Below are 21606 nucleotides of genomic sequence, written 5' to 3'. Positions count from 1 at the left end.
GATAGACCGCGGAAAGAGAATTCTTTGTCACAATATGAGTGAAAAAACCAACTAGTTTTTAGAAGTTTTGTTGAAAGCTGAAAGAAATGAAATGAAAATTGGAGAACTGCTCCAAAAACTTTATACACAAGTTATCCCAAAGTTAAGAACAACTTAGTCACAAGAGATATCCACATGTCCACAATCCCTCTCAATATTTTGTATAGGAACATATATTCCCAACTACATATATACACAGGTTTATTCACTTATGCACAGGGTTCTGTGTATAACTCCTTCCTTATACACAGAAGAATTTCAATAAATGGTTCATTTGACACAAGGATTTTTTTGAATTTTCAAGAAATATATACTAGGTCTTTAACATTTTTTCTAAAACACAAAGGGGGAAACACATTGAAAAATGGGATTATTCGCTTTCTGCTTCTAAGTTTCATTTTATTTTTCACGTTATCCACAGGTATGACAGGCGTACAGGCAGCTCCGGCTTCTTCAAAAACGTCGGCTGATCTGGAAAAAGCCGAGATATTCGGTGACATCGACATGACAACTAGCAAAAAAACAACCGTAATTGTGGAGTTAAAAGAAAAATCCTTGGCAGAGGCGAAGGAAGCAGGTGAAAGCCAAACGAAAAGCAAGCTGAAAACCGCTCGCACCAAAGCAAAAAACAAGGCCATCAAAGCGGTGAAAAACGGAAAAGTAAACCGGGAATATGAGCAGGTATTCTCAGGCTTTTCTATAAAGCTCCCAGCTAATGAAATTCCAAAACTTCTCGCGGTAAAAGACGTAAAGGCCGTATACCCAAACGTCACGTATAAAACAGACAATATAAAAGATAAAGACGTCACGATCTCCGAGGACGCCGTATCTCCGCAAATGGATGACAGCGCGCCGTATATCGGAGCAAACGACGCATGGGATTTAGGCTACACAGGAAAAGGCGTCAAGGTGGCGATTATTGATACCGGGGTTGAATACAATCATCCTGACTTGAAGAAAAACTTCGGGCAATATAAAGGATACGATTTTGTAGACAATGATTACGATCCAAAAGAAACACCTACGGGCGACCCAAGGGGCGGAGCCACTGACCACGGAACACATGTAGCCGGAACTGTGGCCGCAAACGGAACGATTAAAGGGGTTGCGCCTGATGCCACACTTCTTGCTTATCGCGTGTTAGGCCCTGGCGGAAGCGGCACAACGGAAAACGTCATCGCCGGCGTGGAACGCGCAGTACAGGACGGAGCAGATGTGATGAACCTGTCTCTCGGAAACTCTTTAAACAATCCGGACTGGGCGACAAGCACAGCGCTTGACTGGGCCATGTCAGAAGGCGTTGTCGCGGTCACGTCAAACGGCAACAGCGGACCGAACAGCTGGACAGTCGGATCACCGGGCACATCAAGAGAAGCGATTTCTGTCGGTGCGACTCAGCTGCCGCTCAATGAATACGCCGTCACATTCGGCTCCTACTCTTCAGCAAAAGTGATGGGCTATGACAAAGAGAATGACGTTAAAGCGCTCAATAACAAAGAAGTTGAACTTGTCGAAGCCGGAATCGGCGAAGCAAAGGACTTTGAAGGAAAAGATCTGACAGGCAAAGTCGCCGTTGTCAAACGGGGCAGCATCGCTTTTGTGGATAAAGCAGACAACGCCAAAAAAGCCGGCGCCATCGGCATGGTTGTGTATAACAACCTATCTGGTGAAATTGAAGCCAATGTGCCTGGCATGTCTGTGCCAACAATCAAACTTTCATTAGAAGACGGTGAAAAACTCATCAGCGCCATGAAAGCAGGCGAGACAAAAGCAACATTCAAGTTGACGGTCTCAAAAGCGCTCGGTGAACAAGTCGCTGATTTCTCATCCCGCGGCCCTGTTATGGATACATGGATGATTAAACCTGATATTTCCGCACCAGGCGTCAATATCGTCAGCACCATTCCGACACACGATCCTAACAACGCATACGGTTATGGATCAAAACAAGGAACGAGCATGGCATCGCCTCATATTGCCGGAGCGGTTGCCGTTATCAAACAAGCAAAACCGAAATGGAGCGTTGAACAGATTAAAGCCGCCATCATGAATACCGCTGTCACCTTAAAGGACGGCGACGGAGAAGTGTACCCGCATAACGCCCAAGGCGCAGGCAGCGCAAGAATCATGAATGCGATCAAAGCCGACTCCCTTGTTTCACCGGGAAGCTATTCATACGGCACATTCTTAAAGGAAAACAAAAACGAGACGAAAAAAGAAACCTTTACAATTGAGAATCAATCTTCTATCAGAAAGTCATACACGCTGGAATACTCATTTAACGGCAGCGGCATTTCCACATCCGGCACTAGCCGCGTTGTGATTCCGGCCCATAAAACCGGAAAAGCTACTGCAAAAGTAAAGGTCAATACAAAGAAAACAAAAGCCGGCACCTATGAAGGAACGGTCATCGTCAGAGAAGGCGGGAAAACCGTCGCTAAGATGCCTACATTGCTGATCGTCAAAGAGCCGGATTATCCGAGAGTAACATCTGTCTCCGTCAGCGAAGGATCTGTACAAGGCACCTATCAAATTGAAACCTATCTTCCTGCGGGAGCAGAAGAGCTGGCGTTCCTCGTCTATGACAGCAACCTTGATTTTGCAGGCCAAGCCGGCATTTATAAAAATCAAGATAAGGGCTATCAGTACTTTGACTGGGACGGCACGATCAATGGCGGAACCAAGCTTCCGGCCGGAGAATATTACCTGCTCGCCTATGCCGTGAACAAAGGCAAATCAAGCCAGGTTCTGACTGAAGAACCTTTTACCTTGGAATAAGAAAAAGCCTTGCCGATTGGCAGGGCTTCTTCTTATTCATTCGCAAATGCTTCCTGTAACAAGCGGTAAGAATCAAGCTTATCTTCAAAATGATGCGTTATGGTTACCGCCATGATTTCCTCCGTCCCATACGCTTTACTCAAAGCCAACAGCTGCGCCTTCACCTGTTCTTTTGTGCCGACAATCATTCGATTTCGATTATCAGCAACTCGTCTCTGTTCATACGGAGAATACGTATTTTCCCGGACAGCTTCATACGAAGGAACTCCTTCTAAAGGGATGCCCTGCTCCCCCGCCAAAAGCGTGAAATCAAGCACTGCCGCAAGCTCCTCTGCCTTCTCCTCTGTGTCAGCACAAAGAACAAAAACAGCGACTGCCGCACGAGGCATGTCTCCTAAAACAGACGGCTTGAATCGTCTCTTATACTGTCTGACCGTATCCTCTCCGCCCTCTCCATTGATAAAGTGGGCAAACATATAGCCAGCGCCTGTCTCAGCGGCAAGCAGCGCGCTTTCTCCGGATGAGCCGAGCAGCCACACATCCGGTGCGGTGGAAATATGCGGCGCTGCCGTCAGGTTCGGAAAACGGTGTTTGTCATCCGCCAAATCATGCAAATACATGGCCAGCTCCTTGATTTGCTGCGGATACTGATCAGCATTGCGCTTCCCGCCGTCATTCAGCGCCCATGACGCAATCGGCATTCCCCCCGGTGCTCTGCCAAGCCCGAGATCAATTCTTCCCGGTGTCAGCCCCTCCAGCACACGGAAATTCTCAGCTACTTTATAAGCGCTGTAATGCGGCAGCATGACTCCGCCTGAGCCAACACGGATTCGCTTCGTTTTCGCCGCTATATGACTGATCAGCACCTCAGGGCTGGACCCTGCCAACCGCTTTGAAAAGTGATGCTCAGATACCCAGAATCGCTTATATCCAAGATCCTCCGCAGCCTGCGCAAGCTCGACGGTTTGCTTCAACGCCGTTTCAGCAGAACTTCCTTCCGAAACAGGAGATTGATCTAAAATGCTTAATGTCATCATCCTTATCACCTCATCCTAGTGTATCACTGAACCTAAAGCCTTCTCACACTGTTTCATTTTTTTGGTTGAGCGTGTCTATATTTGTCGCATTATGTTACACGTGAAACATAAAAGCCTCTCCGTCAACAACAGAGAGGCTGCGGCATTATTTTTTATTAAAGCCTTTTTCTTTTACATATTCATTTAAGTACGTACGCGGCTTTTGCTTCATAAACTGAAGAATTTGGTCAGACCACGTCTCCACACGCTGACCTTTTGTTCTTTCCTTATAATAATCAGAAATCGTTTGATCATACTCCTTCAGGTTTTGGCGAAAATTCTCTTCATTTAGGTCATAGGTATTTTCATGATAGACAGCCTGCTTCGGCAATCTCGGCTTTTTGCCTGATGGGTTTGCAGGATGCCCTACTGCAAGGCCAAAGAGCGGAAGCACGTGATCTGGGGTTTGCAGCACCTCAGCCACCTTGTCCAAATCATTCCGAATGCCGCCGATATAACAAATGCCTAGTCCCATTGATTCTGCGGCAATGCTCATATTTTGAGCTGCAAGCGCCGCATCAATTAAACTAACCATAAACAGTTCCGTATTTTCCAGCAGCTCAGAAATATTCTCGCCTTTTTCCTCAGCTAGTTTTTGATGGCGATATAAGTCCGCGCAAAATACAAAAAAGTGCCCGTTCTTCTCAACGTAAGGCTGAGGCCCTGCAAGCACAGACAGCTCACGTTTCTTCTCAGGATCGGAAACACCGATAATGGAATACGCCTGCACATAGCTGGACGTAGAGGCAGCCTGCGCACTTTTCACTAATATATCAATTTCTTCAGCTGTCAAAAGCTGATCAGTAAAAGACCGGATCGACCGATGATTCAAAATGGTTTCGATTGTGTTATTCATCACAAGAACCTCCTTATCTATTTTTTATCATATCCGAAAAAAAGAGAACTCAAAAGCAAAATGCTCTGCAACAAAAAAGACAGCCTCTTCCAAGGCTGTCTGCATATTAAGAATTAAACAGATAACTTCTGTATTTCGTCAGCTGCACACTCGCGTTATACACAATTCCAAAGCCGATTAGCGTGGAAAGTGTCGAGCTTCCCCCGTAACTGACAAACAACAACGGAATCCCGGTAACAGGCATAATGCCGATGTTCATACCGATATTCTGGAATGTGTGAATCACAATTAACGCCGTAAATCCAACGCAAAAGAAAGAGGCGAAACGGTTAAACGGATGAATCTTGTCAATCAGAACGACAAGCCTGTAGATTAAGAAGAAGAACATGATGACGACAAAGGCACAGCCTAAAAAGCCAAATGATTCACCAATAATTGAAAAGATAAAGTCAGTCGTACTTTCTGGAACATAAACTTTTAGATCAGAAATACCATTTCCTATAATTCCGCCTGAACCTATTGCCATAATAGCCCTTTCAACCTGCCAGCCATTATCACTGGCTTCTTGGGTGTCTACCGCAGAATCCGACATCCATGATGTTACCCTGTTGATTTGGTACTCCTGAATCCCCAAGCTTTGTGCCAGATCAGGGAACTGAATAATGACAAATAAAACTAGGGTTATTAATAGAACCCCTGATCCGCTAATAAGCGCAATCAGTTTCCAGTTAATACCCGACATAAAAATCATTACAAGAACGATAAACATACAAATACCCGCCGTACCAGCATCTTGCATCAGAATAAGACCAACAGGAATAACTGATACACCCGCAATTTTTAATAAAAGGTTAATATCATCCTTAAACGTCCGAACTCCTTTAGGGCTGGCTTTTCCAATGACTGAAGCAAGCATCATAATTAAACCAACCTTCATGAATTCTGAAGGCTGTATTGTAATTTTTCCAATCCTAAACCAACTTTTTGCTCCTTTAATGACAGGTGCAATGGACTCAGGACTGATTTTCAGGATAATCAAAGATAAAATACCAAGAATAAAAATATATAAACTTAACTTTTCAAGCTGTTCTAAATCAAAGTACAGAAGAACTGTAATAGCAACAGCCCCCAAAAAATAAAAGACAATTTGCTGTATCCAATCGGTGTTCCCATACTGCCCAAACTGACCGGCAGCATAAATTGAAACTACACTTATAATAAAAAACACACCAAATATAAAAATCAAATCCCCTTGGTAAAAGGGGTTTTGCTGTTTCTTATATCGACTCATTCTATCCCGCCTTACATTTTCATCGGAAAATCACTAATGTTTATTATACATGAACCACGTTCAAGATGACACGTGAAGCTCGCTTCCATTTATGTTTTTTGCGCGCATACATGGCGCTTTTTCAGCTACACGAAATATGACGTATCATAAACCGAAATGTTTCGATTGATATTAAACTTTTCAAATAAAAAAACCCCATATATATAGGGGGTTAAAAGAAATCCATAAGAAATGGAGGTTTTAACTGAAAAACATCATCAAGTCGTTTGATTTCCGATACCGGTCCTTTTATCATACCTGTTTCATAAAGAAAACGGGCACTTCTGGCGCCAAGGAAGAAAGCGGTTAAAGAAGCTATATCGCATTCTATTAGATGGTCAGACACCTCTTCCGAAATGACCTGTACTTGCCCCGAATCGACGCGGAAAGTCTGTTGATTCCATGGAGCCCATTGATCCGTTACCTTAAAGACAAAGGGTGCTGTCATGCGAGGTTTTGGATATTCCCGCAAAAAACCCTCAACGTCTACGATGCGTGCCATACTATAAGGATATACCTCCTGTTTGACACGGGGTTCGGCAGTTAAAAAATCAAGATCTTCTTCCATCCTTACAGTCAGTTCCACTTCATTTGCCATCGAGTCATGCTGGCAAATAAAATTCCACAAGCCTCTCTGTGCCTCCCTGTTCAAATACACAAATTCCTCAACTCGCATCCTCTTATTCTTGATGTCATACACAAGATATCCACAAGGCTTCCCATCTTCAGAGATATAAATAGCTTTCAATCCAGAGACCTTCTCTGCCCAATGCTCCTTTGAACGCTTCATCAGCCCGTTATGCTTTGTTCTGTACTGATTATAGATGGCATTCATTGTATCTGTTTCATCCTTTTGAAGCCTTCTTACATATCCTGAAACATGGTCTAGCTTTTGCAACTGTTCTTTAAGATACGTCAGACGTTTTTGGTAGAAACAGAGCTCCCACCCAAATTTGCGGTAGAAGGAAATGAGGAACGGATGTAAAAAGCTGATGGTTTGGTTTTCTTTCTTCATGACCGTTAAAGCGTTTAGAATCAGCTCCTTTACTGTTCCTTTTCTTCTGTATTCAGGCCAGGTTGCCACTCCGGCAATACCGCCCATCTTCATCTCCTGCTCCTCCAGCATGACAGAAAAGGGAATGATGTGAAGCTTAGAAAGTAATTTCTCTTGTTCTTTGATTCCAATGACGTAATGGTTCTCTAAAGCCTTTACTTTCTCTTCTCGTTCCTCATCACTGAGTTCTTTCTGAAAAGCGTATTCAGACATATAGATCACTTCCCGCCAGTCTCCTCTTTCAAGCTTTATTACTTGGTACATCAACATCCTCCTTAAAAAGAAAGTCCCGTACATTCTCCTAGCTTATAACACTAAAAAATAAGAAAATAGGTCCAGACCAATTCCGCAAAAACATGTATCAATTTCTGGAAAACATGGTATAATAATTGTAACAAAATGTTCAAAAAACGACCACAAAACAGACACAAATCAGTTCCTCTATTTCATTTTTGTAAACGTTATCACAAAATGAAAGGAGACGGGTATGATGGACATGTTTTTTGCTTATTTATTGGTTGCCAGCGCAACTCCTCTTTTTATTTGGCTTGATAACAAAAAAGTCGCACTCTCAGCTATTCCGCCAATCATCTTAATGTGGGTATTCTTCTTCTTTTACGCAACTGAAAGCCTTTCTCCACTAGGACACACTCTCATGATTATCTTGTTTGCCGTCAATGTCATTGTCGCTCATATCGCCGCATTTATCATTTACGGTCTTCCGTATCTTCGCAGAAAGCGAAGCAGCAGCTGAAACAGCAAAAAAACCCTCTTCTGACGAAGAGGGTTTTTGCTTATTCGTGATGGCCTGAATGCTCTGAGTGTTCAGTGCCTCCAGGAGGATTTCCGTCCATATGGTCACCATGGTGATAGTGAGCCGCGAATATCCAGATGGATCCAAGTACGATAACGATCGCGCCAAAGAATCCGAATAGCGTGTTTCCGACTTGGATGGTGCCGTTTTCGCTCTCTGTCATGTGCATGAACATGAGAAGCTGCAGCGCCGCCTGGATGAAGGCAAAGCCGAAAATGATCCAAAGTTTTGCTGATGGGCTCAATTCAGTATACACTGCAACCCATAGAGCCAGCAGGGTCAAAACGATAGACAGTGCAAAACCTACGATGTGCTTCCATGGAAAGTGACTGTGTTCAGCAGATTTGTTTGCCATTTTACAGACCCCCCAATCCCATGAGATAGACACCTGTAAAGATGAAAATCCATACAACATCTAAGAAGTGCCAGTATAAGCTTGAGATAAAGATTTTAGATGAAGTTTGCGGAGTTAGGCCGCGTTTCTTCAACTGAATCAGAATTCCTATGATCCAGAAAATACCGATTGTTACGTGAGTTCCGTGAGTTCCAAGTAAAACAAAGAATCCAGACCAGAACGCACTGGTACCGAGAGATGCTCCTTCATGTACATAGTGGACAAACTCGGTAATCTCAAAACCGACGAAGCCGGCACCGAGAAGAAGAGTGATAATTGTCCAAATGACGACGCCTTTTAAACTTCCGCGGCGCATTTCATGAACAGCGATCCCGCAGGTAAAGCTGCTGATAAGCAGCAAGAACGTCATAATCATTACCAGATTGACTTCAAACAGTTCGTCCGGTAAGACACCTCCTGCTGTTCTGTTTTGAAGAACGAAGAAGGTTGCAAATAGTGTTGAGAACAACACAATTTCTGCCCCTAAAAAGATCCAAAACCCGAGAATATTAAGTCTGCCGGTTTCAGATTGATATTCCATAGGCGCGTTAGAATTGCCGTGTTCTGCATGTTCCATAACTCACGCCTCCTTATTCGGAAATCTTTCTTTCCGTCTCTTTTATTTCATCAACACTAATGTAGTAGCCGTTGTCGTATTCGAATGAACGCAGAACCATGCAGAGCAGGACTCCGATCAATCCGACTACGCCCATCCAGTACCATTCAAAGACAAGTCCAAAGCCGGCAATACCGAAGGCAACAGACATAAAGAATGGTCTGCCTGAGTTGCTTGGCATATGGATTTTCTTGAATTTGCTTTCAGGGTATAACTCCGTTTTTTCTTCTTTCATCTGATGGAATGCATCTTTAGATTTGACTTCAGGAAGCACCGCAAAGTTGTAATGCGGCGGAATCGCAGAAGAAGTCGCCCAATCAAGCGTACGTCCCACACCCCATGAATCCCCGCTGATTTCACGAGTAGAGTAGCGGAAGCTGTAGTAGATGTTATAGCAAAGGATTAAGAAACCTACACCCATCATGAAAGCTCCGACAGTTGAGAGAAAGTTCAATGCAGTCCAGCCGTCATTCGGTCCGTATGTGTAAATACGGCGAGGCATGCCTTGAAGCCCCAAGAAGTATTGTGGGAAGAAACATACATTGAAACCGATCATAAAGATCCAGAAGAACCATTTTCCGATTCTTTCGTTCAGCTTGTGGCCGAACATTTTTGGATACCAGAAAATAAATCCGGCGAAACAAGCAAATACAGTACCCGCGATCAGCACATAGTGGAAGTGAGATACAAGGAAGTACGTATTATGGTATTGATAATCCGCTGCTGCCATCGCAAGCATAACCCCTGTCACCCCGCCGATGACGAAGTTAGGAATGAACGCAAGCGCCCACAGCATAGGCGTTGTAAAGCTGATTCGGCCTTTATACATGGTAAAGAGCCAGTTAAAGATTTTAACCCCGGTCGGGATTGATATGGCCATTGTCGTAATTGAGAAGAATGAGTTAACGGACGCACTGTTCCCCATTGTGAAGAAGTGGTGAGTCCAAACTAGGAAACTCAATACGGAGATGGCGATAATAGATCCGACCATCGCTGTGTAACCAAACAATTGTTTTCTTGCAAAGCTTGCAATAATCTCAGAGAAAATACCGAACGCCGGAAGAATAACGATATATACTTCAGGATGTCCCCAAATCCAGAACAAGTTAGCCCAAAGCATTGGCATACCGCCTGCTTCCAGTGTGAAAAAGTGAGCGCCGAACAAACGATCAAATGATAAAAGTGCTAAAGCTACTGTCAGCACAGGGAACGCAAACACGATAATAACCATTGTGATCAGTGTTGTCCATGTGAACATTGGCATACGCATTAATGTCATGCCTTTTGTTCTCATCTTTAAGATTGTGACCATAAAGTTGATCCCTGTCATCAGGGTACCGATACCGGCAATCTGAAGTCCGAGAAGGTAGTAGTTCTCACCCGGCCCAGGGCTCATCTCGTTACTGGCAAGCGGCATGTAACTCGTCCAGCCTGCATTCGGAGAACCTCCGATAACGAAAGAAATATTGAAAAGCATCGCCCCTACGAAGAACGTCCAGAAGCTCAGGTTGTTCAAGTAAGGAAACGCAACGTCGCGAGCACCGATTTGAAGAGGTATAACAACGTTGATAAGACCGATTAGGAACGGCATCGCCATGAAGATGATCATGATTGTACCGTGAGTTGTAAAAATCTCATTATAGTGGTTTGAGTCTAAAAAACTGTTATTCGGAAGCGCTAGCTGGGCACGCATCATCAGACCGTCGACACCGCCGCGGAATAACATGATTACAGCAGATATAATATACATGATTCCGAGTTTTTTATGGTCAACAGTAGTGATCCATTCAGACCACAGCCATTTCCACTTTTTGAAGTAAGTCAGTACAAAAATAATGGCAATGGTTGAAAGCGCAATGGAAACTTGTGCGCCCAGGATTAATGGGTCACCAGTTACGAAAAATTCGTCCCATTTGAATTTCATGCGGGCTTCCTCCTTTCCTGATCAATATCATTCTTCTGTATCATCAGACTTTTTAAATTCATTTTCTTTTACGTTTTCAAACGGATCTGTTTTAGAGTGCGGTGAAACGGCTTGGTAGCCAAGGCGTTTGCGCGCTTCCATCGCGTATTCCGCGTCCTGTCCGTGATCAACGTATTTTAAGTGAGTAGATGAGAACGTTAATTCATCCACATTTTCAGGAAGCATCAATTGATCATACTTCTCTTTTGTCAGCTTAGGCGCCTCGTTCTGAGACTTTTTCACCCAGCTGTTAAAGTCTTTTTCTGTGACTGCATTCACATCAAACTCTTGGTCTGCAAAATGTTCACCTGTGAAGTTCGCGTTGCGTCCTTCGTAAGTTCCCACTTCATCAGCCTGTAAGTATTGGTCCATCAGCATTCCTGCCATCGCGTATTTTTGTCCTCCAAGCTGAGGAATCCATAGCGAAGCCATTGAATCTGCAGATGAAATTTTGAACAAGATCGGGCGGTCTACAGGAATGTTTAAGTAGTTGACCGTTTCAATATCCTGTTCAGGGTAGCTGAATACCCATTTCCAGTCTACCGAAGTAGCATAAACAACAAGAGGCTCTTTATCCTTTGTTGCTTCAGGAGCTTTTTCTAACGAATATATCGTCTGTACGGTTGGCACAGAAAGTGCAATGACGATTAAAATTGGGATCACTGTCCAGACTACTTCTAAGAACGTGTTACCGTGAATTTCTGGGTTATAAGATCCATTATCTTTGCCTTTACGGTCGCGGTATTTTACTAAAATAATGGTAAATAGAACAAAGACGACCCCGACGATAAACAGCATAAATCCGATAGATAACAGGATTAAATCAGTTTGCTGTTCAGCTACAGGCCCTTTCGGATCTAGTACTGAAGCATTGCTGCATCCCCCAAGGACGAAAACCACAGTTAACAGCGCTAATACAAGTAACGGTTTTAATGCTCTGAACAAGAAGATCACCATCCTTCCTATTGATGTAATAAATCTGAAGTGCATACTTCCTCAAAATCTTTTCTCTACTTTGTTATGCTATCAAAAAGTTCACTTATTAGCTTTATTTTTTTCTAAACTTCATCCCATTTTCGCTTAAATGTCATAAAATCGACAAAAATTGCTCCAACTTTATTCACATCTATCGCTTAAGATGAAAAGTTTCTAGTTATTTCCGCATATAAGTAAAGAAAGATGATGAAAAACTAATTCTGACAAATAAAGGTTTACCACAATAAAAAACTTAGGTCAATCAAAAATTTCATTTTGTTAAACTTTCTAGATAGGAATTAATTTTCCCTTGTCTAGCATCTTTTCACACGACTACCATTTTAACGCATCAAATTTTGAATGAAAAGGCTTAATAAAGCGGCAATATGCTCTAAACTGTTCCCATTATCCAAGAGAACATCCATTTGTTTAGCTTACACGCAATAGAGGAATGTTATAAGCAAATAAATACAAAATAGGATGTGTTGCATGATGAGTTTTATTATTTCACTTATCGTCGCTATTATTATTGGATGGCTTGGCAGTCTGTTTGTGAAAGGAGATATGCCCGGGGGAATTATCGGGTCTATGATCGCGGGTCTTATCGGCGCGTGGATCGGACATGGGCTGCTCGGAACATGGGGACCGAACCTAGCCGGATTTGCCATTATTCCGGCAGTGATCGGCGCAGCCATTGTCGTATTTCTAGTAAGCCTGTTAGCGAGAAAAAGAGGATAAGAGTGACAGCGCCCGAAGCGTCAGTGCTTTGGGCGTTTGTTTTACGATAAAATCGAAAAAGCCTCAACTCTAGCGGTTGAGGCTTTTGACTGGTTTCACGCCTAAATGATCAATAAACCTTTTGAAGGCCTGTTTTCCTTCCGGTGTTTGTTTAAATACACCGGCGTGTTCAAGAATGCGAGCGAATACATGTCCAAGCTCTTCTTTTATGACTAGATCGGCATTCTCTTTTGTTATCGTTCTTTTTTCCATCATCCGAAGAGCCCACTCCTTATGTTTTGCCGTGAGCGGATTTTGTTCTAAAACTGTTTTCGGATCAGCAGAACACAGCGCCACTGCCGTTTCTTTCATTTCTTCCTGTAAACGGCCCGGCAATATCGCCAATCCCATGACTTCAATCAGGCCGATATTTTCTTTTTTAATATGGTGAACGTCCTGATGAGGATGAAATATTCCTAATGGATGCTCCTCATCCGTCCGATTGTTTCTCAGCACGATATCAAGTTCGTACAAGTCTTCCCTGCGCCGCGCGATCGGCGTAACCGTATTATGGGATGTATCGTCTGTATAGGCGGCTATCCCGGCTATTTCATCGGAATACGTTTGCCACGTGCGGAATATATGATCAGCAGCTTCAGCGACATGATCCGGTTTGTCTCCTTGGAGCCTGAGAACCGACATCGGCCACTTCACTAAGCCCAGCGACACACCGGGATGATCATGTAATTCATATACTTCCTCCGCTTCTGCACGCGCCATCGGAAAATCGTGCGCCCCGCCTTGGAAATGATCATGGCTCAGGATGCTGCCGCCGACAATCGGCAGATCCGCATTTGAGCCGATAAAGTAATGCGGATATTGCCCGAGAAATGACAGCAGCCTTTCAAATGTTTTTCTGCTGATCTCCATCGGTTCATGCTCACCCTTTAAGACGATACAATGCTCTGGATAATAGACGTATGGCGAGAACTGCAAGTACCATTCTTCCCCTTTAAGGATGACCGGAATGATTCTGTGATTTTGGCGGGCCGGATGATTCACGCTTCCCTCAAACCCGACATTTTCTTTACAAAGCAAACACATCGGGTAATGAGTCTGTGTTTGCTCTTTTGCAGCCGCAATCGCTTTTGGGTCCTTTTCGGGCTTTGATAGATTAATGGTCATTTCCAGCTCGCCATATTCGGTCGGCACCGTCCAATGCACATTTTTGGCGATCCTGTCAGACCGGATATAGTAGACATCCTCTGAATATTGATAGAATTCCTTTGTCGCCTGTTTTGGGCCGTATAATGCTTTTGTCTCCTCAAACTTGCGAATGACCTCAGACGGAGGAGGTACGAAACATCCCATCAGCTTTGCGCTGAGCAAGTCACGGTATGTGTCTGTATCCGCTTCCATGCGGCCGGTTTCCGCCGCCCATTTGTAAATAGGAGCAAGCAGGTTCGGAAGGCTCTGTTCCTTCTTGATACGTGTGGAGGAGACCTGCTCAGGATGTTCGATGTCCAATGCTTCATATAGACGGTTTCTCGTGTATTCCCGGTCCCAGATCGAAATCAGTTTTCGTTCCAGTCCATACTCCAGCAGCTGTTCCAGATGTTCAACAATACGCATGTGTCACTCCCCCTTTAGTTCTCTCGCTCCCTCTCCGATATCAGCGATATAAAATTCCGCTTTGAGACCTGTTTTTTCTTGGTATCTGTCTCCAGCCTTTTGGATAAAATCATCAACAAACGCATCCCTTACAATGCTGATGGTGCAGCCGCCGAAGCCCGCTCCCGTCATTCTTGATCCGATGACTCCTTCGTGGTCCCACGCCGCAAACACAAGCTCATCAAGTTCAGGGCATGTCACTTCATAATCATCCTTCAATGAAAGGTGGGATTCCTTCATTAACCGCCCGATTTCATCTACATTGTTTTCTTTGAACATATCGGCCGTCTTGATCGCCCGGTGGTTTTCATATACAGCATGCTTTGCCCGGCGTCTGTTCGTATCATTTCGAATAAGGCTGGAATGCGCGTCGAAATCAGCGGGCTTGATGTCGCCCAGCGAGGCAATACCGAGTGCTTTTTGCAGATCAAGCAACGCGTCATTACACTCTTGGCGTCTCGTATTATAGCTAGAGTCTGCCAATGTCCTTTTTTTGTTCGTGTTCGCAATGACAAGTGCGAGGCCTGAGACATCGAGTTTGCTATATTCATAGTCCAGCGTGTCGCAGTTCAGCAGCATCGCATGGTGTTTTTTTCCCATTCCGATTGCGAATTGGTCCATAATCCCGCAATTGACACCAATAAATGTGTTTTCCGCATACTGCGCCATTTTTACAAGTTCAAGCGCATCCACTTCAGGGTGGAAATAGCTTTGAAGCACGACTCCCATCAGCAGCTCAATAGAAGCGGAGGACGAGAGCCCCGCCCCGTTTGGAATATTCCCTGAAAATACAATGTCAAAGCCATGGGGAACTGAATAGCCCCTTTGCTGAAATTCATAAATGACGCCTTTCGGATAGTTGGCCCAGTCGTCTTCTTTTTGATAGCGGATGTCATCAAGGCTGCACTCCTTGATGCCTGCGTCTTTAAAGTTGTCAGAATACATCCGGACAAGCCCGTCGTTTCTTTCTGCAACTGCAGCATATGTACCCATTGTCAGCGCGCATGGAAAGACATGCCCGCCGTTATAGTCTGTATGTTCTCCAATCAGATTCACTCTGCCAGGTGCGAAAAAAAACCGTAACCCTTCTTTTTCTCCGAATACACTTGCAAATATCCCCTTTAGCTCTTCCCGCATGTGCAATCACCTTTCATGGTTTTATTTTCTTATTTCCCCTTATTTCTTAAGCGAAACGATAGTGCCTGTCACACGCCTTCTTCTTTTGTCTTTTTAAAAACGAGCCATTTGCTTGCGGCATAGTTGACGACAACAATGACCGCGTTGTCGAGTATTTTAGCCAAGGTTTCATTTGTATTGAACTGGCCGACAAGAATGATCATCATGCCTAAATCTATGCCGAGAGACAGAACCCGAACGCTGAAAAAGGCAGTGATCTCTTTCATTAGGCTCTGCAGGTCATGTGTTTTTTGCTGAAACACATATAATTTATTCGTGATGTAAGCAAACAGCACGGACAAAACCCAAGCGGCGACAGTGGCGGCTTTGTAATCCATATTCATGATCTCTACCAATATATAAAAGCTGGCGATGTTCACAATGGTTGTGAAAACCCCCATAATGATATACATAATCATTTCTCTATACTTCACTGATGTTCCTCGCTTTCTGAAAAACTTTTCAAGATTCTTGGTCTCACGCGCTCTCTGTCTAGCGTGAAAAAAATCGAGAGTGCGTCTAAAAAGCTGCGGAATGTGGCGGGCTGTCCCAATACATATGCTTGTTTAATGATTCCGTCGAGTACCGCACATATTATTTTAGCCGTATATCCCGGATCAATACAGGCGTCAATCAGCTTTCTCTCCTTCAGCCACATAATATATAACGCGTTTTCCTCGACCCACAATTCGTACAGCCGTGCATAGGCCTTGCATTTTCGAAGGATTTTATATGTCGGCATATTCATGGCAAATGAGACAATGTCCCACGACGGCTTATTTATGTAATAGGAATATAGCATCTCTGCGGCATGTTTCGCAGCCTCGTCCAATGTCAGCGGTTTCACTGAAATCTGCTCCATTTGATCAAGATACCCTATGATCATCTTTATTTTCATTTGGCGTTTTTCGAGAAGATGCTGCAGAAAATCCTCCTTGCTGACAAAATGAACATAAAAAGCTCCTTTGCTGTACCCGGCTGATCTGCTGATATCCTCTACAGAAACCGGATCATACGCTCGGTCAATCAACAAATTCAAGCCAGCTTCTATAAAACTTTCAAATGTTGCTTCTCTTTTAATTTGAAATTTGTTTTTTTTCATATTTTTCTCCAGGCGGCATGATTATCCTTATCTTACAACGGATCAATCTTTAGCGGTATTTATTTCTTTGAACGCTTATGCTATTCGGTTTCCCCGGGGTCATTTTTAATAGGCTAAATGATTTATTTTCATTTACGTACTATCCAGTCAGTATTTAATTGTTTATTATTATAAATAAGATTCATTGGTTATATTAGTCATTTTTTTAGGGAATAGGTAGGTGGTTTTTCCTTCAGTTTGTGAACACCGGGCAACTATGTGTGAAATTTGTTGTACTCGCCTCATCATCGCGCGGCTTTCTTTATTGCCCGCATGTTGCAGGAAAACATTTTATACAATTGGAGGTTACTATGAAAACTCATGTTAAAAAAGATTTGGACAAAGATTGGCATATGCTAATGCAAGAAGCTAGATCCATTGGGTTAGGCATTCGTGATGTGAGGCAGTTTTTAGAATCTGAGACAGCTTTGAGAAAGAACAATCACAAAAAAACCGTCCGCCAAGACTAATCCGAACAGGCGGATCTATTACATCTGGCTTTTCTATCATCTGATCTGAGTTTTCACCATATCCTCTATTCGAAAGCGATTGCCGCGCCGAGCTTGAGGACAAACGGTGTGTCAGCTAACATACGACAGACAGCCGGTGATGCGGTCACCTCTTGGCACATGCATTGTCATTAAGAGGTGATGCGAACATCCATAACCAGGCTCTGGTAAACAGCAGCTTTGCCGAGAACAAGCTGCATTCGGTGAGGTTTTGAAAGCAAACTCGTATATACGCGGCCGAGCTGGAAAACCTTCGCCTGTCTTTCTGCCAATTGCGTTCCTATCTTCACGACTTCCTTCTGTTTTCATTCTTCAGATATTCTTCAATGCATAAATCAGACTTTCAGTACATACCTATTGGTGTACCTTTTTGCTTACGTTTAGTCAATAAAAGGAGGAAAGCCATGTACAAAGCTGATTACAAACAGATTGCTGCAACGCCGTCTTTCCAAGCTTTTTTAAAGCAGAAACACGCTTTTATTGTTCCTTCTGCGATTTTCTTTTTCGTCTTTTATTTTTCACTTCCTGTTTTGACGTCTTATTTCACCTTTTTGAATGCGCCGGCCATTGGAGCTGTTTCATGGGCTTGGCTGTTTGCCATCGCCCAATTCGCCATGACCTGGATACTGAGTACGGTGTATTCCCGAAGGGCAGCTCATTTTGACCAATATGTAAGCGCTTTAAAGGAAGATTTGAAGGGTGAACAGACATGAATATGACTGCTTTTCTATTATTTTTAGCAATCGTCGGCCTAACGCTTGTCATCACCTATTTTGCCGCGAAGAAGACGAAAACGACGAGTGAGTTTTATACGGCTGGCGGCGGGCTCACCGGTGTTCAGAATGGACTGGCAATTGCCGGCGACTACATGTCTGCAGCCTCGTTTCTCGGGATTGCCGGAATGATTGCGTTATATGGATTTGATGGATTCTTTTACAGCATCGGTTTTCTGGTGGCTTATCTCGTTGTCTTGTACATCGTGGCGGAACCGCTTCGGAATCTTGGGAAGTATACGATGGCTGACATGATTGCGGCTCGTTTTAAGGAAAAGAAAATCCGCGGCGTCGCGGCTCTGAATACCATTGCCATCTCTACTTTTTATATGATCGCCCAGCTCGTGGGGGCCGGTGCGCTGATCAAACTGCTGCTTGGGCTGGATTATACCGTGGCGGTTCTCATCGTCGGAGTGCTGATGACCATTTATGTCGTGTTTGGCGGCATGATCGCGACAAGCTGGGTTCAAATCATTAAAGCGGTTTTGCTGATGGCCGGCACACTCGTGATTTCAATCATCGTGTTTTCGAAATTCGGCTTTAACCTTAATACCATGTTTGAACAGATGAAAACGGTCACTCCGCTTGGCGCTGATTTTTTAAATCCCGGAAATAAATACAAGGTGCCGCTTGAGACTTTGTCGTTAAACTTGGCACTCGTGCTAGGAACTGCCGGGCTTCCTCATATTTTGATCCGGTTTTATACCGTTAAGGATGCTAAGACGGCCCGGACATCTGTTGTGTCAGCGACATGGATTATCGGCGTGTTTTACATTATGACGGTGTTTCTCGGCTTTGGCGCGGCTGCGTTTGTCGGTTTCGACGCGATTACGGCGGCTGACCAAGCGGGAAATATGGCGGCTCCGCTTTTGGCGAAAGCGCTCGGGGGAGACTTTCTGTTTGCGTTTGTGTCAGCCATCGCCTTCGCAACCATTTTAGCTGTCGTGACCGGATTGGTGCTGTCTGCCGCCTCAGCGTTTGCCCATGATATTTACAGCCAAATCATCAGAAAGGGAGAAGCAACTGAAAAAGAACAGATGAAAGCGGCCAGATGGGCTTCGGTCGCCGTGTCAGTGCTCTCCATTCTTCTTGCGATTTTTGCACAGTCTTTAAATGTGGCGTTCCTTGTCGCACTTGCGTTTGCGGTGGCGGCCAGCGCAAACCTCCCGCTGATTGTGTTTACGGTCTTCTGGAAGAGATTCAATGCCTCAGGCGCTTTATGGGGCAGCCTGACAGGCCTGATCAGCGCGCTTGTGCTTGTGTCGATGAGCCCTAGTGTGTGGGATCCGTCCGGAGGTGCTGTTTTTATCGGCGATCCGCTCATTCCGCTTTCCAATCCGGGTATTATTTCCATCCCGCTCGGCTTCCTCGGCGCGTGGCTTGGAACGGTGCTGTCGTCAGATAAAACAGTTGATGAAGATACGTTTGCGGAAATACAGGTGAAGGCACATACCGGCATTCATATGGATCAAGAGTAAAAAAGAAATAGGAAAAACCAATCTGTGCTTGAAATCCAAAAAAGGTTGTCGAGGTACTCTCGACAGCCTGAGATTGTAGACAAAGTCCTAAAACGGTTTTTGTTTTAGGATTTTGTCATCTTGTCAGCGTGATTGAAAACCCTTGAAGTCTAGGAAGGGCGAGCATTGGAGCGGAGCGAATGTTATCATTCGTGAGCACCAACGCGCAGGACTGACAACGAATGCGAGGGTTTGTCGACACGCTGAGGCTGTCGAGGTACTCTCGACAGCCTGAGCTTTCTTGTATAGAGAGTTTTCCTTACTTTTTCTGCTGTTCCTCAGAAATCGCTTGTTCAAATACATCCTTGCCGGCAACACCCGGAATCACAGTGTCGCCAATGATAAAGGTTGGAACGGCTGTGATGTCAGCCTCTTCGTAGGCGTGCTTTAAGGCTTGGCGCTGCACATCCTGATATGTTCTTAATTCCAGTGCGGATTTGAATGAAGCTCCGTCTAGCCCCACTTCCTTGGCAAGCTTCGTCAAGATGTCAATGTCGCCGATATTTTGGCCCTCTTGGAAAAATGCCTGAAAGACACGGGTATTGTATTCATGTCCTTTATTGTATTCCTTTGCAAAGTGGAAGCCTTCAAACGCCAAATCTGTATATGGATGAGGCGAGATGTTTGGAAAATTAATCTCGACTCCTAATTTCTCCGCCATTGGCTGAATTGATGTCTGCCACATGTACTGTTTGGAAGGATCATTGACCGGGTCAAGCTTTGGAGATGGGCTTGGGCGCAGTTCAAACGGCATCCACTCGACTTCAATATCCTTTCCTTTAGTCGCTTCTTCAAAAGCGGCTTTGCCAATGAAACAAAATGGGCAGACGTAATCTGAATAAACTTTGATGTGTATTGTCATGATAATCTCCTTTCGTATAGGTTGATTTTAAACTGTAACTATTAAAGTTACAAATGTTTTTTTAAAAAAGAAGCCGATAAAGGCTTCTTTTATGATTCCAGCAAACGCTGGGCAATATATTCGCCCTTTTTGCAGCCGCCTGGACATGCATATAAAGCGGAACCGATTGTTTGCGTGTATTCGTTTAACGCATCCTTTGCCGAAAGGGCCTTCAGCATGGGGATGAACTGATTGTCGGGATTTTTTTGAAAGCTGATAAACAGGAGGCCCGCATCCATATAGCCGGTTTTCGGATCAAGTCCTTCTGTGTAAGAGAAAGCCCTACGCAAAATTTGTTTTCCCGTAGATTTGGAAAGGCTGACGTGTGAATTTGACGGGATTTGATTCAGCTTCACAGGGTCTGTTTCCTTTTTCTGGCCGAAAGGCGCCCCCGAGCTTTTTCTGCGCCCGAAGGTATCCTCTTGATCCTTGAGGGAAGAACGGTCCCATATCTCAAGGAACATTTTTATTTTCCGAAAGGCCATATAGGTGCCGCCCGTCATCCAGTCAGGCTCACCGGACTGAATCCACACGATCGAGTTCATCAAGGTATCATCCTTCGTGCTCTGGTTGCCTGTTCCATCTTTAAACCCGAAGAGATTGCGCGGCGTTTCGCCATTTTTCCCTCCGCTTAAAAAGCCTTTGTTCACAAAGCGGACCTCACAGGTGCCGATCGCTTGGTTCAGCAGATTTCTCAGCGCGTGAAACGCCACTTGTTCATCGTCTGCGCATACTTGAATGCAGATATCTCCGCCTCCCTGTTTTTCATCCAAGTTGTCATTCGGCATAGCTGGAAAAGCGGCAAGGTGCTTCGGTTTTTTGTTTTTCAGCCCGAAGCGGTCCTTTCCGTCTTTTTCAAAAAAGCCAGGCCCGAATCCGAATGTGATCGTTAAATTGGAAGGGGATAAATCAGCAGATTCACCTGTATCCTGCGGCGGCAAATATTGATTTTTCTGCTCAACTGACATTTTCTTTCCTGACGTCAGCATCTGTGTCAGACTTGTCCAGTTTCTGAATAATGTAATGATGTCGCTCTTCTCTTTTGCTGTTATATCCAGCGCGGCAAAATAGACATACGTCTGATGGGCAGTTGTGATTCCGGCCTGATGCTTTCCGTAAAACGGGACGGCCTGCTCCTCCTCTTGCTCATCCTTTTTTGATGACTTAGCAGCAGTCTGAACAAGCGGGGCAAGACCGCCGAGTCCGCTGGCACCGATCGCAACGGCCGCACCTGCCATCGCTCCCCATTTTAAAATGTCCCGTCTATGAATTTGTTCTGGCTTTTTTTGTTCATCGCTCATGCTGT

The 21606-nt window shown here is 44.4% G+C and carries 21 protein-coding genes; 6 read left to right on the top strand and 15 right to left on the bottom strand.

Annotation, left to right across the window (positions count from 1 at the left end):
- Window positions 1–396: 396 nt before the first annotated feature.
- The gene (gene vpr, locus ACMX2I_RS02165) at window positions 397–2817 is read left to right on the top strand and encodes a serine protease Vpr (RefSeq protein ID WP_414956039.1); all 2421 of its coding nucleotides are present in this window, start codon (window positions 397–399) and stop codon (window positions 2815–2817) included.
- Window positions 2818–2849: 32 nt separating this feature from the next.
- Here the strand turns inward: vpr and ACMX2I_RS02160 are convergent, their stop codons facing one another.
- The 4 genes from ACMX2I_RS02160 to eis form a co-directional block, all read right to left on the bottom strand.
- Complete coding sequence (locus tag ACMX2I_RS02160) at window positions 2850–3854, bottom strand: LLM class flavin-dependent oxidoreductase (RefSeq protein WP_414956038.1); 1005 nt, start codon at window positions 3852–3854, stop codon at window positions 2850–2852.
- Window positions 3855–3999: 145 nt separating this feature from the next.
- The gene (gene nfsA, locus ACMX2I_RS02155; RefSeq protein ID WP_202327885.1) at window positions 4000–4749 is read right to left on the bottom strand and encodes an oxygen-insensitive NADPH nitroreductase; all 750 of its coding nucleotides are present in this window, start codon (window positions 4747–4749) and stop codon (window positions 4000–4002) included.
- Window positions 4750–4855: 106 nt separating this feature from the next.
- Window positions 4856–6040 (bottom strand): FtsW/RodA/SpoVE family cell cycle protein, encoded by a 1185-nt coding sequence (locus ACMX2I_RS02150; RefSeq protein ID WP_333517879.1) that lies wholly within the window; start codon window positions 6038–6040, stop codon window positions 4856–4858.
- A gap of 211 nt (window positions 6041–6251) precedes the next feature.
- Window positions 6252–7397 (bottom strand): enhanced intracellular survival protein Eis, encoded by a 1146-nt coding sequence (gene eis / locus ACMX2I_RS02145; RefSeq protein ID WP_414956037.1) that lies wholly within the window; start codon window positions 7395–7397, stop codon window positions 6252–6254.
- A 223-nt stretch (window positions 7398–7620) separates the two neighbouring features.
- On the opposite strand from eis, the gene ywcE reads away from it, so the two are divergent.
- The gene (gene ywcE, locus ACMX2I_RS02140; RefSeq protein WP_081638379.1) at window positions 7621–7887 is read left to right on the top strand and encodes a spore morphogenesis/germination protein YwcE; all 267 of its coding nucleotides are present in this window, start codon (window positions 7621–7623) and stop codon (window positions 7885–7887) included.
- 40 nt (window positions 7888–7927) lie between these two features.
- On the opposite strand, the gene qoxD is transcribed toward ywcE, so the two are convergent.
- Genes qoxD through qoxA form a run of 4 tightly spaced genes read right to left on the bottom strand, consistent with a single transcriptional unit; the run spans window position 7928 to window position 11874 of the window.
- Window positions 7928–8302 carry a cytochrome aa3 quinol oxidase subunit IV gene (qoxD, locus tag ACMX2I_RS02135; RefSeq protein WP_394715393.1) on the bottom strand — a complete coding sequence of 125 codons (375 nt, stop codon included), beginning with the start codon at window positions 8300–8302 and terminating at the stop codon, window positions 7928–7930.
- A gap of 1 nt (window position 8303) precedes the next feature.
- Entirely contained in the window at window positions 8304–8918 is a 615-nt protein-coding gene (gene qoxC, locus ACMX2I_RS02130) for a cytochrome aa3 quinol oxidase subunit III (protein WP_010329034.1), read from the bottom strand.
- 13 nt (window positions 8919–8931) lie between these two features.
- Window positions 8932–10881 carry a cytochrome aa3 quinol oxidase subunit I gene (gene qoxB / locus ACMX2I_RS02125; RefSeq protein ID WP_414956036.1) on the bottom strand — a complete coding sequence of 650 codons (1950 nt, stop codon included), beginning with the start codon at window positions 10879–10881 and terminating at the stop codon, window positions 8932–8934.
- A gap of 27 nt (window positions 10882–10908) precedes the next feature.
- Window positions 10909–11874 (bottom strand): cytochrome aa3 quinol oxidase subunit II, encoded by a 966-nt coding sequence (gene qoxA, locus ACMX2I_RS02120; RefSeq protein WP_394715627.1) that lies wholly within the window; start codon window positions 11872–11874, stop codon window positions 10909–10911.
- A gap of 513 nt (window positions 11875–12387) precedes the next feature.
- On the opposite strand from qoxA, the gene ACMX2I_RS02115 reads away from it, so the two are divergent.
- On the top strand, window positions 12388–12633 hold the full coding sequence (locus tag ACMX2I_RS02115) for a GlsB/YeaQ/YmgE family stress response membrane protein (RefSeq protein ID WP_003222176.1): 246 nt from the start codon (window positions 12388–12390) through the stop codon (window positions 12631–12633).
- Window positions 12634–12702: 69 nt separating this feature from the next.
- Here ACMX2I_RS02115 and galT read toward each other — a convergent pair whose 3' ends face one another.
- From galT to ACMX2I_RS02095, 4 genes are all read right to left on the bottom strand, one after another.
- The gene (galT, locus tag ACMX2I_RS02110; RefSeq protein WP_414956035.1) at window positions 12703–14244 is read right to left on the bottom strand and encodes a UDP-glucose--hexose-1-phosphate uridylyltransferase; all 1542 of its coding nucleotides are present in this window, start codon (window positions 14242–14244) and stop codon (window positions 12703–12705) included.
- Window positions 14245–14247: 3 nt separating this feature from the next.
- Window positions 14248–15420 (bottom strand): galactokinase, encoded by a 1173-nt coding sequence (locus ACMX2I_RS02105; RefSeq protein ID WP_414956034.1) that lies wholly within the window; start codon window positions 15418–15420, stop codon window positions 14248–14250.
- 68 nt (window positions 15421–15488) lie between these two features.
- On the bottom strand, window positions 15489–15872 hold the full coding sequence (locus tag ACMX2I_RS02100) for a GtrA family protein (RefSeq protein WP_148963448.1): 384 nt from the start codon (window positions 15870–15872) through the stop codon (window positions 15489–15491).
- A 17-nt stretch (window positions 15873–15889) separates the two neighbouring features.
- Window positions 15890–16561 (bottom strand): TetR/AcrR family transcriptional regulator, encoded by a 672-nt coding sequence (locus tag ACMX2I_RS02095; protein WP_414956033.1) that lies wholly within the window; start codon window positions 16559–16561, stop codon window positions 15890–15892.
- A gap of 350 nt (window positions 16562–16911) precedes the next feature.
- Between ACMX2I_RS02095 and slrA the strand changes: the two genes are divergently transcribed.
- Window positions 16912–17070 (top strand): transcriptional regulator SlrA, encoded by a 159-nt coding sequence (gene slrA, locus ACMX2I_RS02090; protein WP_014115625.1) that lies wholly within the window; start codon window positions 16912–16914, stop codon window positions 17068–17070.
- A 170-nt stretch (window positions 17071–17240) separates the two neighbouring features.
- On the opposite strand, the gene ACMX2I_RS02085 is transcribed toward slrA, so the two are convergent.
- On the bottom strand, window positions 17241–17399 hold the full coding sequence (locus tag ACMX2I_RS02085) for a hypothetical protein (protein WP_414956032.1): 159 nt from the start codon (window positions 17397–17399) through the stop codon (window positions 17241–17243).
- 114 nt (window positions 17400–17513) lie between these two features.
- On the opposite strand from ACMX2I_RS02085, the gene ACMX2I_RS02080 reads away from it, so the two are divergent.
- Both ACMX2I_RS02080 and ACMX2I_RS02075 read left to right on the top strand, forming a co-directional pair.
- Complete coding sequence (locus ACMX2I_RS02080; RefSeq protein WP_414956031.1) at window positions 17514–17822, top strand: DUF485 domain-containing protein; 309 nt, start codon at window positions 17514–17516, stop codon at window positions 17820–17822.
- The gene (locus ACMX2I_RS02075; RefSeq protein ID WP_414956030.1) at window positions 17819–19360 is read left to right on the top strand and encodes a cation acetate symporter; all 1542 of its coding nucleotides are present in this window, start codon (window positions 17819–17821) and stop codon (window positions 19358–19360) included. The genes ACMX2I_RS02080 and ACMX2I_RS02075 overlap by 4 nt, the downstream gene beginning before the upstream one ends.
- A gap of 298 nt (window positions 19361–19658) precedes the next feature.
- On the opposite strand, the gene ACMX2I_RS02070 is transcribed toward ACMX2I_RS02075, so the two are convergent.
- Together ACMX2I_RS02070 and efeB are read right to left on the bottom strand one after the other, a co-directional pair.
- Window positions 19659–20261, bottom strand: coding sequence for a DsbA family oxidoreductase (locus ACMX2I_RS02070; RefSeq protein WP_414956029.1), 603 nt, complete (start codon window positions 20259–20261; stop codon window positions 19659–19661).
- An 89-nt stretch (window positions 20262–20350) separates the two neighbouring features.
- Window positions 20351–21601 carry an iron uptake transporter deferrochelatase/peroxidase subunit gene (gene efeB, locus ACMX2I_RS02065; RefSeq protein ID WP_414956028.1) on the bottom strand — a complete coding sequence of 417 codons (1251 nt, stop codon included), beginning with the start codon at window positions 21599–21601 and terminating at the stop codon, window positions 20351–20353.
- Between the last annotated feature and the right edge of the window lie 5 nt (window positions 21602–21606).

It is taken from the genome of Bacillus sp. SW14, from assembly GCF_047608225.1.
GTDB lineage: Bacteria > Bacillota > Bacilli > Bacillales > Bacillaceae > Bacillus > Bacillus subtilis_G.
Note: the sequence above shows the minus strand (reverse complement) of the source record. Positions and strands in the feature narration are given on the sequence as shown.

Bases quoted from the DNA above. Each gene is read 5' to 3' on its own strand.
- ACMX2I_RS02160 (WP_414956038.1), bottom strand. From the start codon at position 3,854: ATGATGACATTAAGCATTTTAGATCAATCTCCTGTTTCGGAAGGAAGT.
- nfsA (WP_202327885.1), bottom strand. From the start codon at position 4,749: ATGAATAACACAATCGAAACCATTTTGAATCATCGGTCGATCCGGTCT.
- ACMX2I_RS02150 (WP_333517879.1), bottom strand. From the start codon at position 6,040: ATGAGTCGATATAAGAAACAGCAAAACCCCTTTTACCAAGGGGATTTG.
- eis (WP_414956037.1), bottom strand. From the start codon at position 7,397: ATGTACCAAGTAATAAAGCTTGAAAGAGGAGACTGGCGGGAAGTGATC.
- ywcE (WP_081638379.1), top strand. From the start codon at position 7,621: ATGATGGACATGTTTTTTGCTTATTTATTGGTTGCCAGCGCAACTCCT.
- qoxD (WP_394715393.1), bottom strand. From the start codon at position 8,302: ATGGCAAACAAATCTGCTGAACACAGTCACTTTCCATGGAAGCACATC.
- qoxC (WP_010329034.1), bottom strand. From the start codon at position 8,918: ATGGAACATGCAGAACACGGCAATTCTAACGCGCCTATGGAATATCAA.
- qoxB (WP_414956036.1), bottom strand. From the start codon at position 10,881: ATGAAATTCAAATGGGACGAATTTTTCGTAACTGGTGACCCATTAATC.
- ACMX2I_RS02115 (WP_003222176.1), top strand. From the start codon at position 12,388: ATGAGTTTTATTATTTCACTTATCGTCGCTATTATTATTGGATGGCTT.
- galT (WP_414956035.1), bottom strand. From the start codon at position 14,244: ATGCGTATTGTTGAACATCTGGAACAGCTGCTGGAGTATGGACTGGAA.
- ACMX2I_RS02105 (WP_414956034.1), bottom strand. From the start codon at position 15,420: ATGCGGGAAGAGCTAAAGGGGATATTTGCAAGTGTATTCGGAGAAAAA.
- ACMX2I_RS02100 (WP_148963448.1), bottom strand. From the start codon at position 15,872: ATGTATATCATTATGGGGGTTTTCACAACCATTGTGAACATCGCCAGC.
- ACMX2I_RS02095 (WP_414956033.1), bottom strand. From the start codon at position 16,561: ATGAAAAAAAACAAATTTCAAATTAAAAGAGAAGCAACATTTGAAAGT.
- slrA (WP_014115625.1), top strand. From the start codon at position 16,912: ATGAAAACTCATGTTAAAAAAGATTTGGACAAAGATTGGCATATGCTA.
- ACMX2I_RS02080 (WP_414956031.1), top strand. From the start codon at position 17,514: ATGTACAAAGCTGATTACAAACAGATTGCTGCAACGCCGTCTTTCCAA.
- ACMX2I_RS02075 (WP_414956030.1), top strand. From the start codon at position 17,819: ATGAATATGACTGCTTTTCTATTATTTTTAGCAATCGTCGGCCTAACG.
- ACMX2I_RS02070 (WP_414956029.1), bottom strand. From the start codon at position 20,261: ATGACAATACACATCAAAGTTTATTCAGATTACGTCTGCCCATTTTGT.
- efeB (WP_414956028.1), bottom strand. From the start codon at position 21,601: ATGAGCGATGAACAAAAAAAGCCAGAACAAATTCATAGACGGGACATT.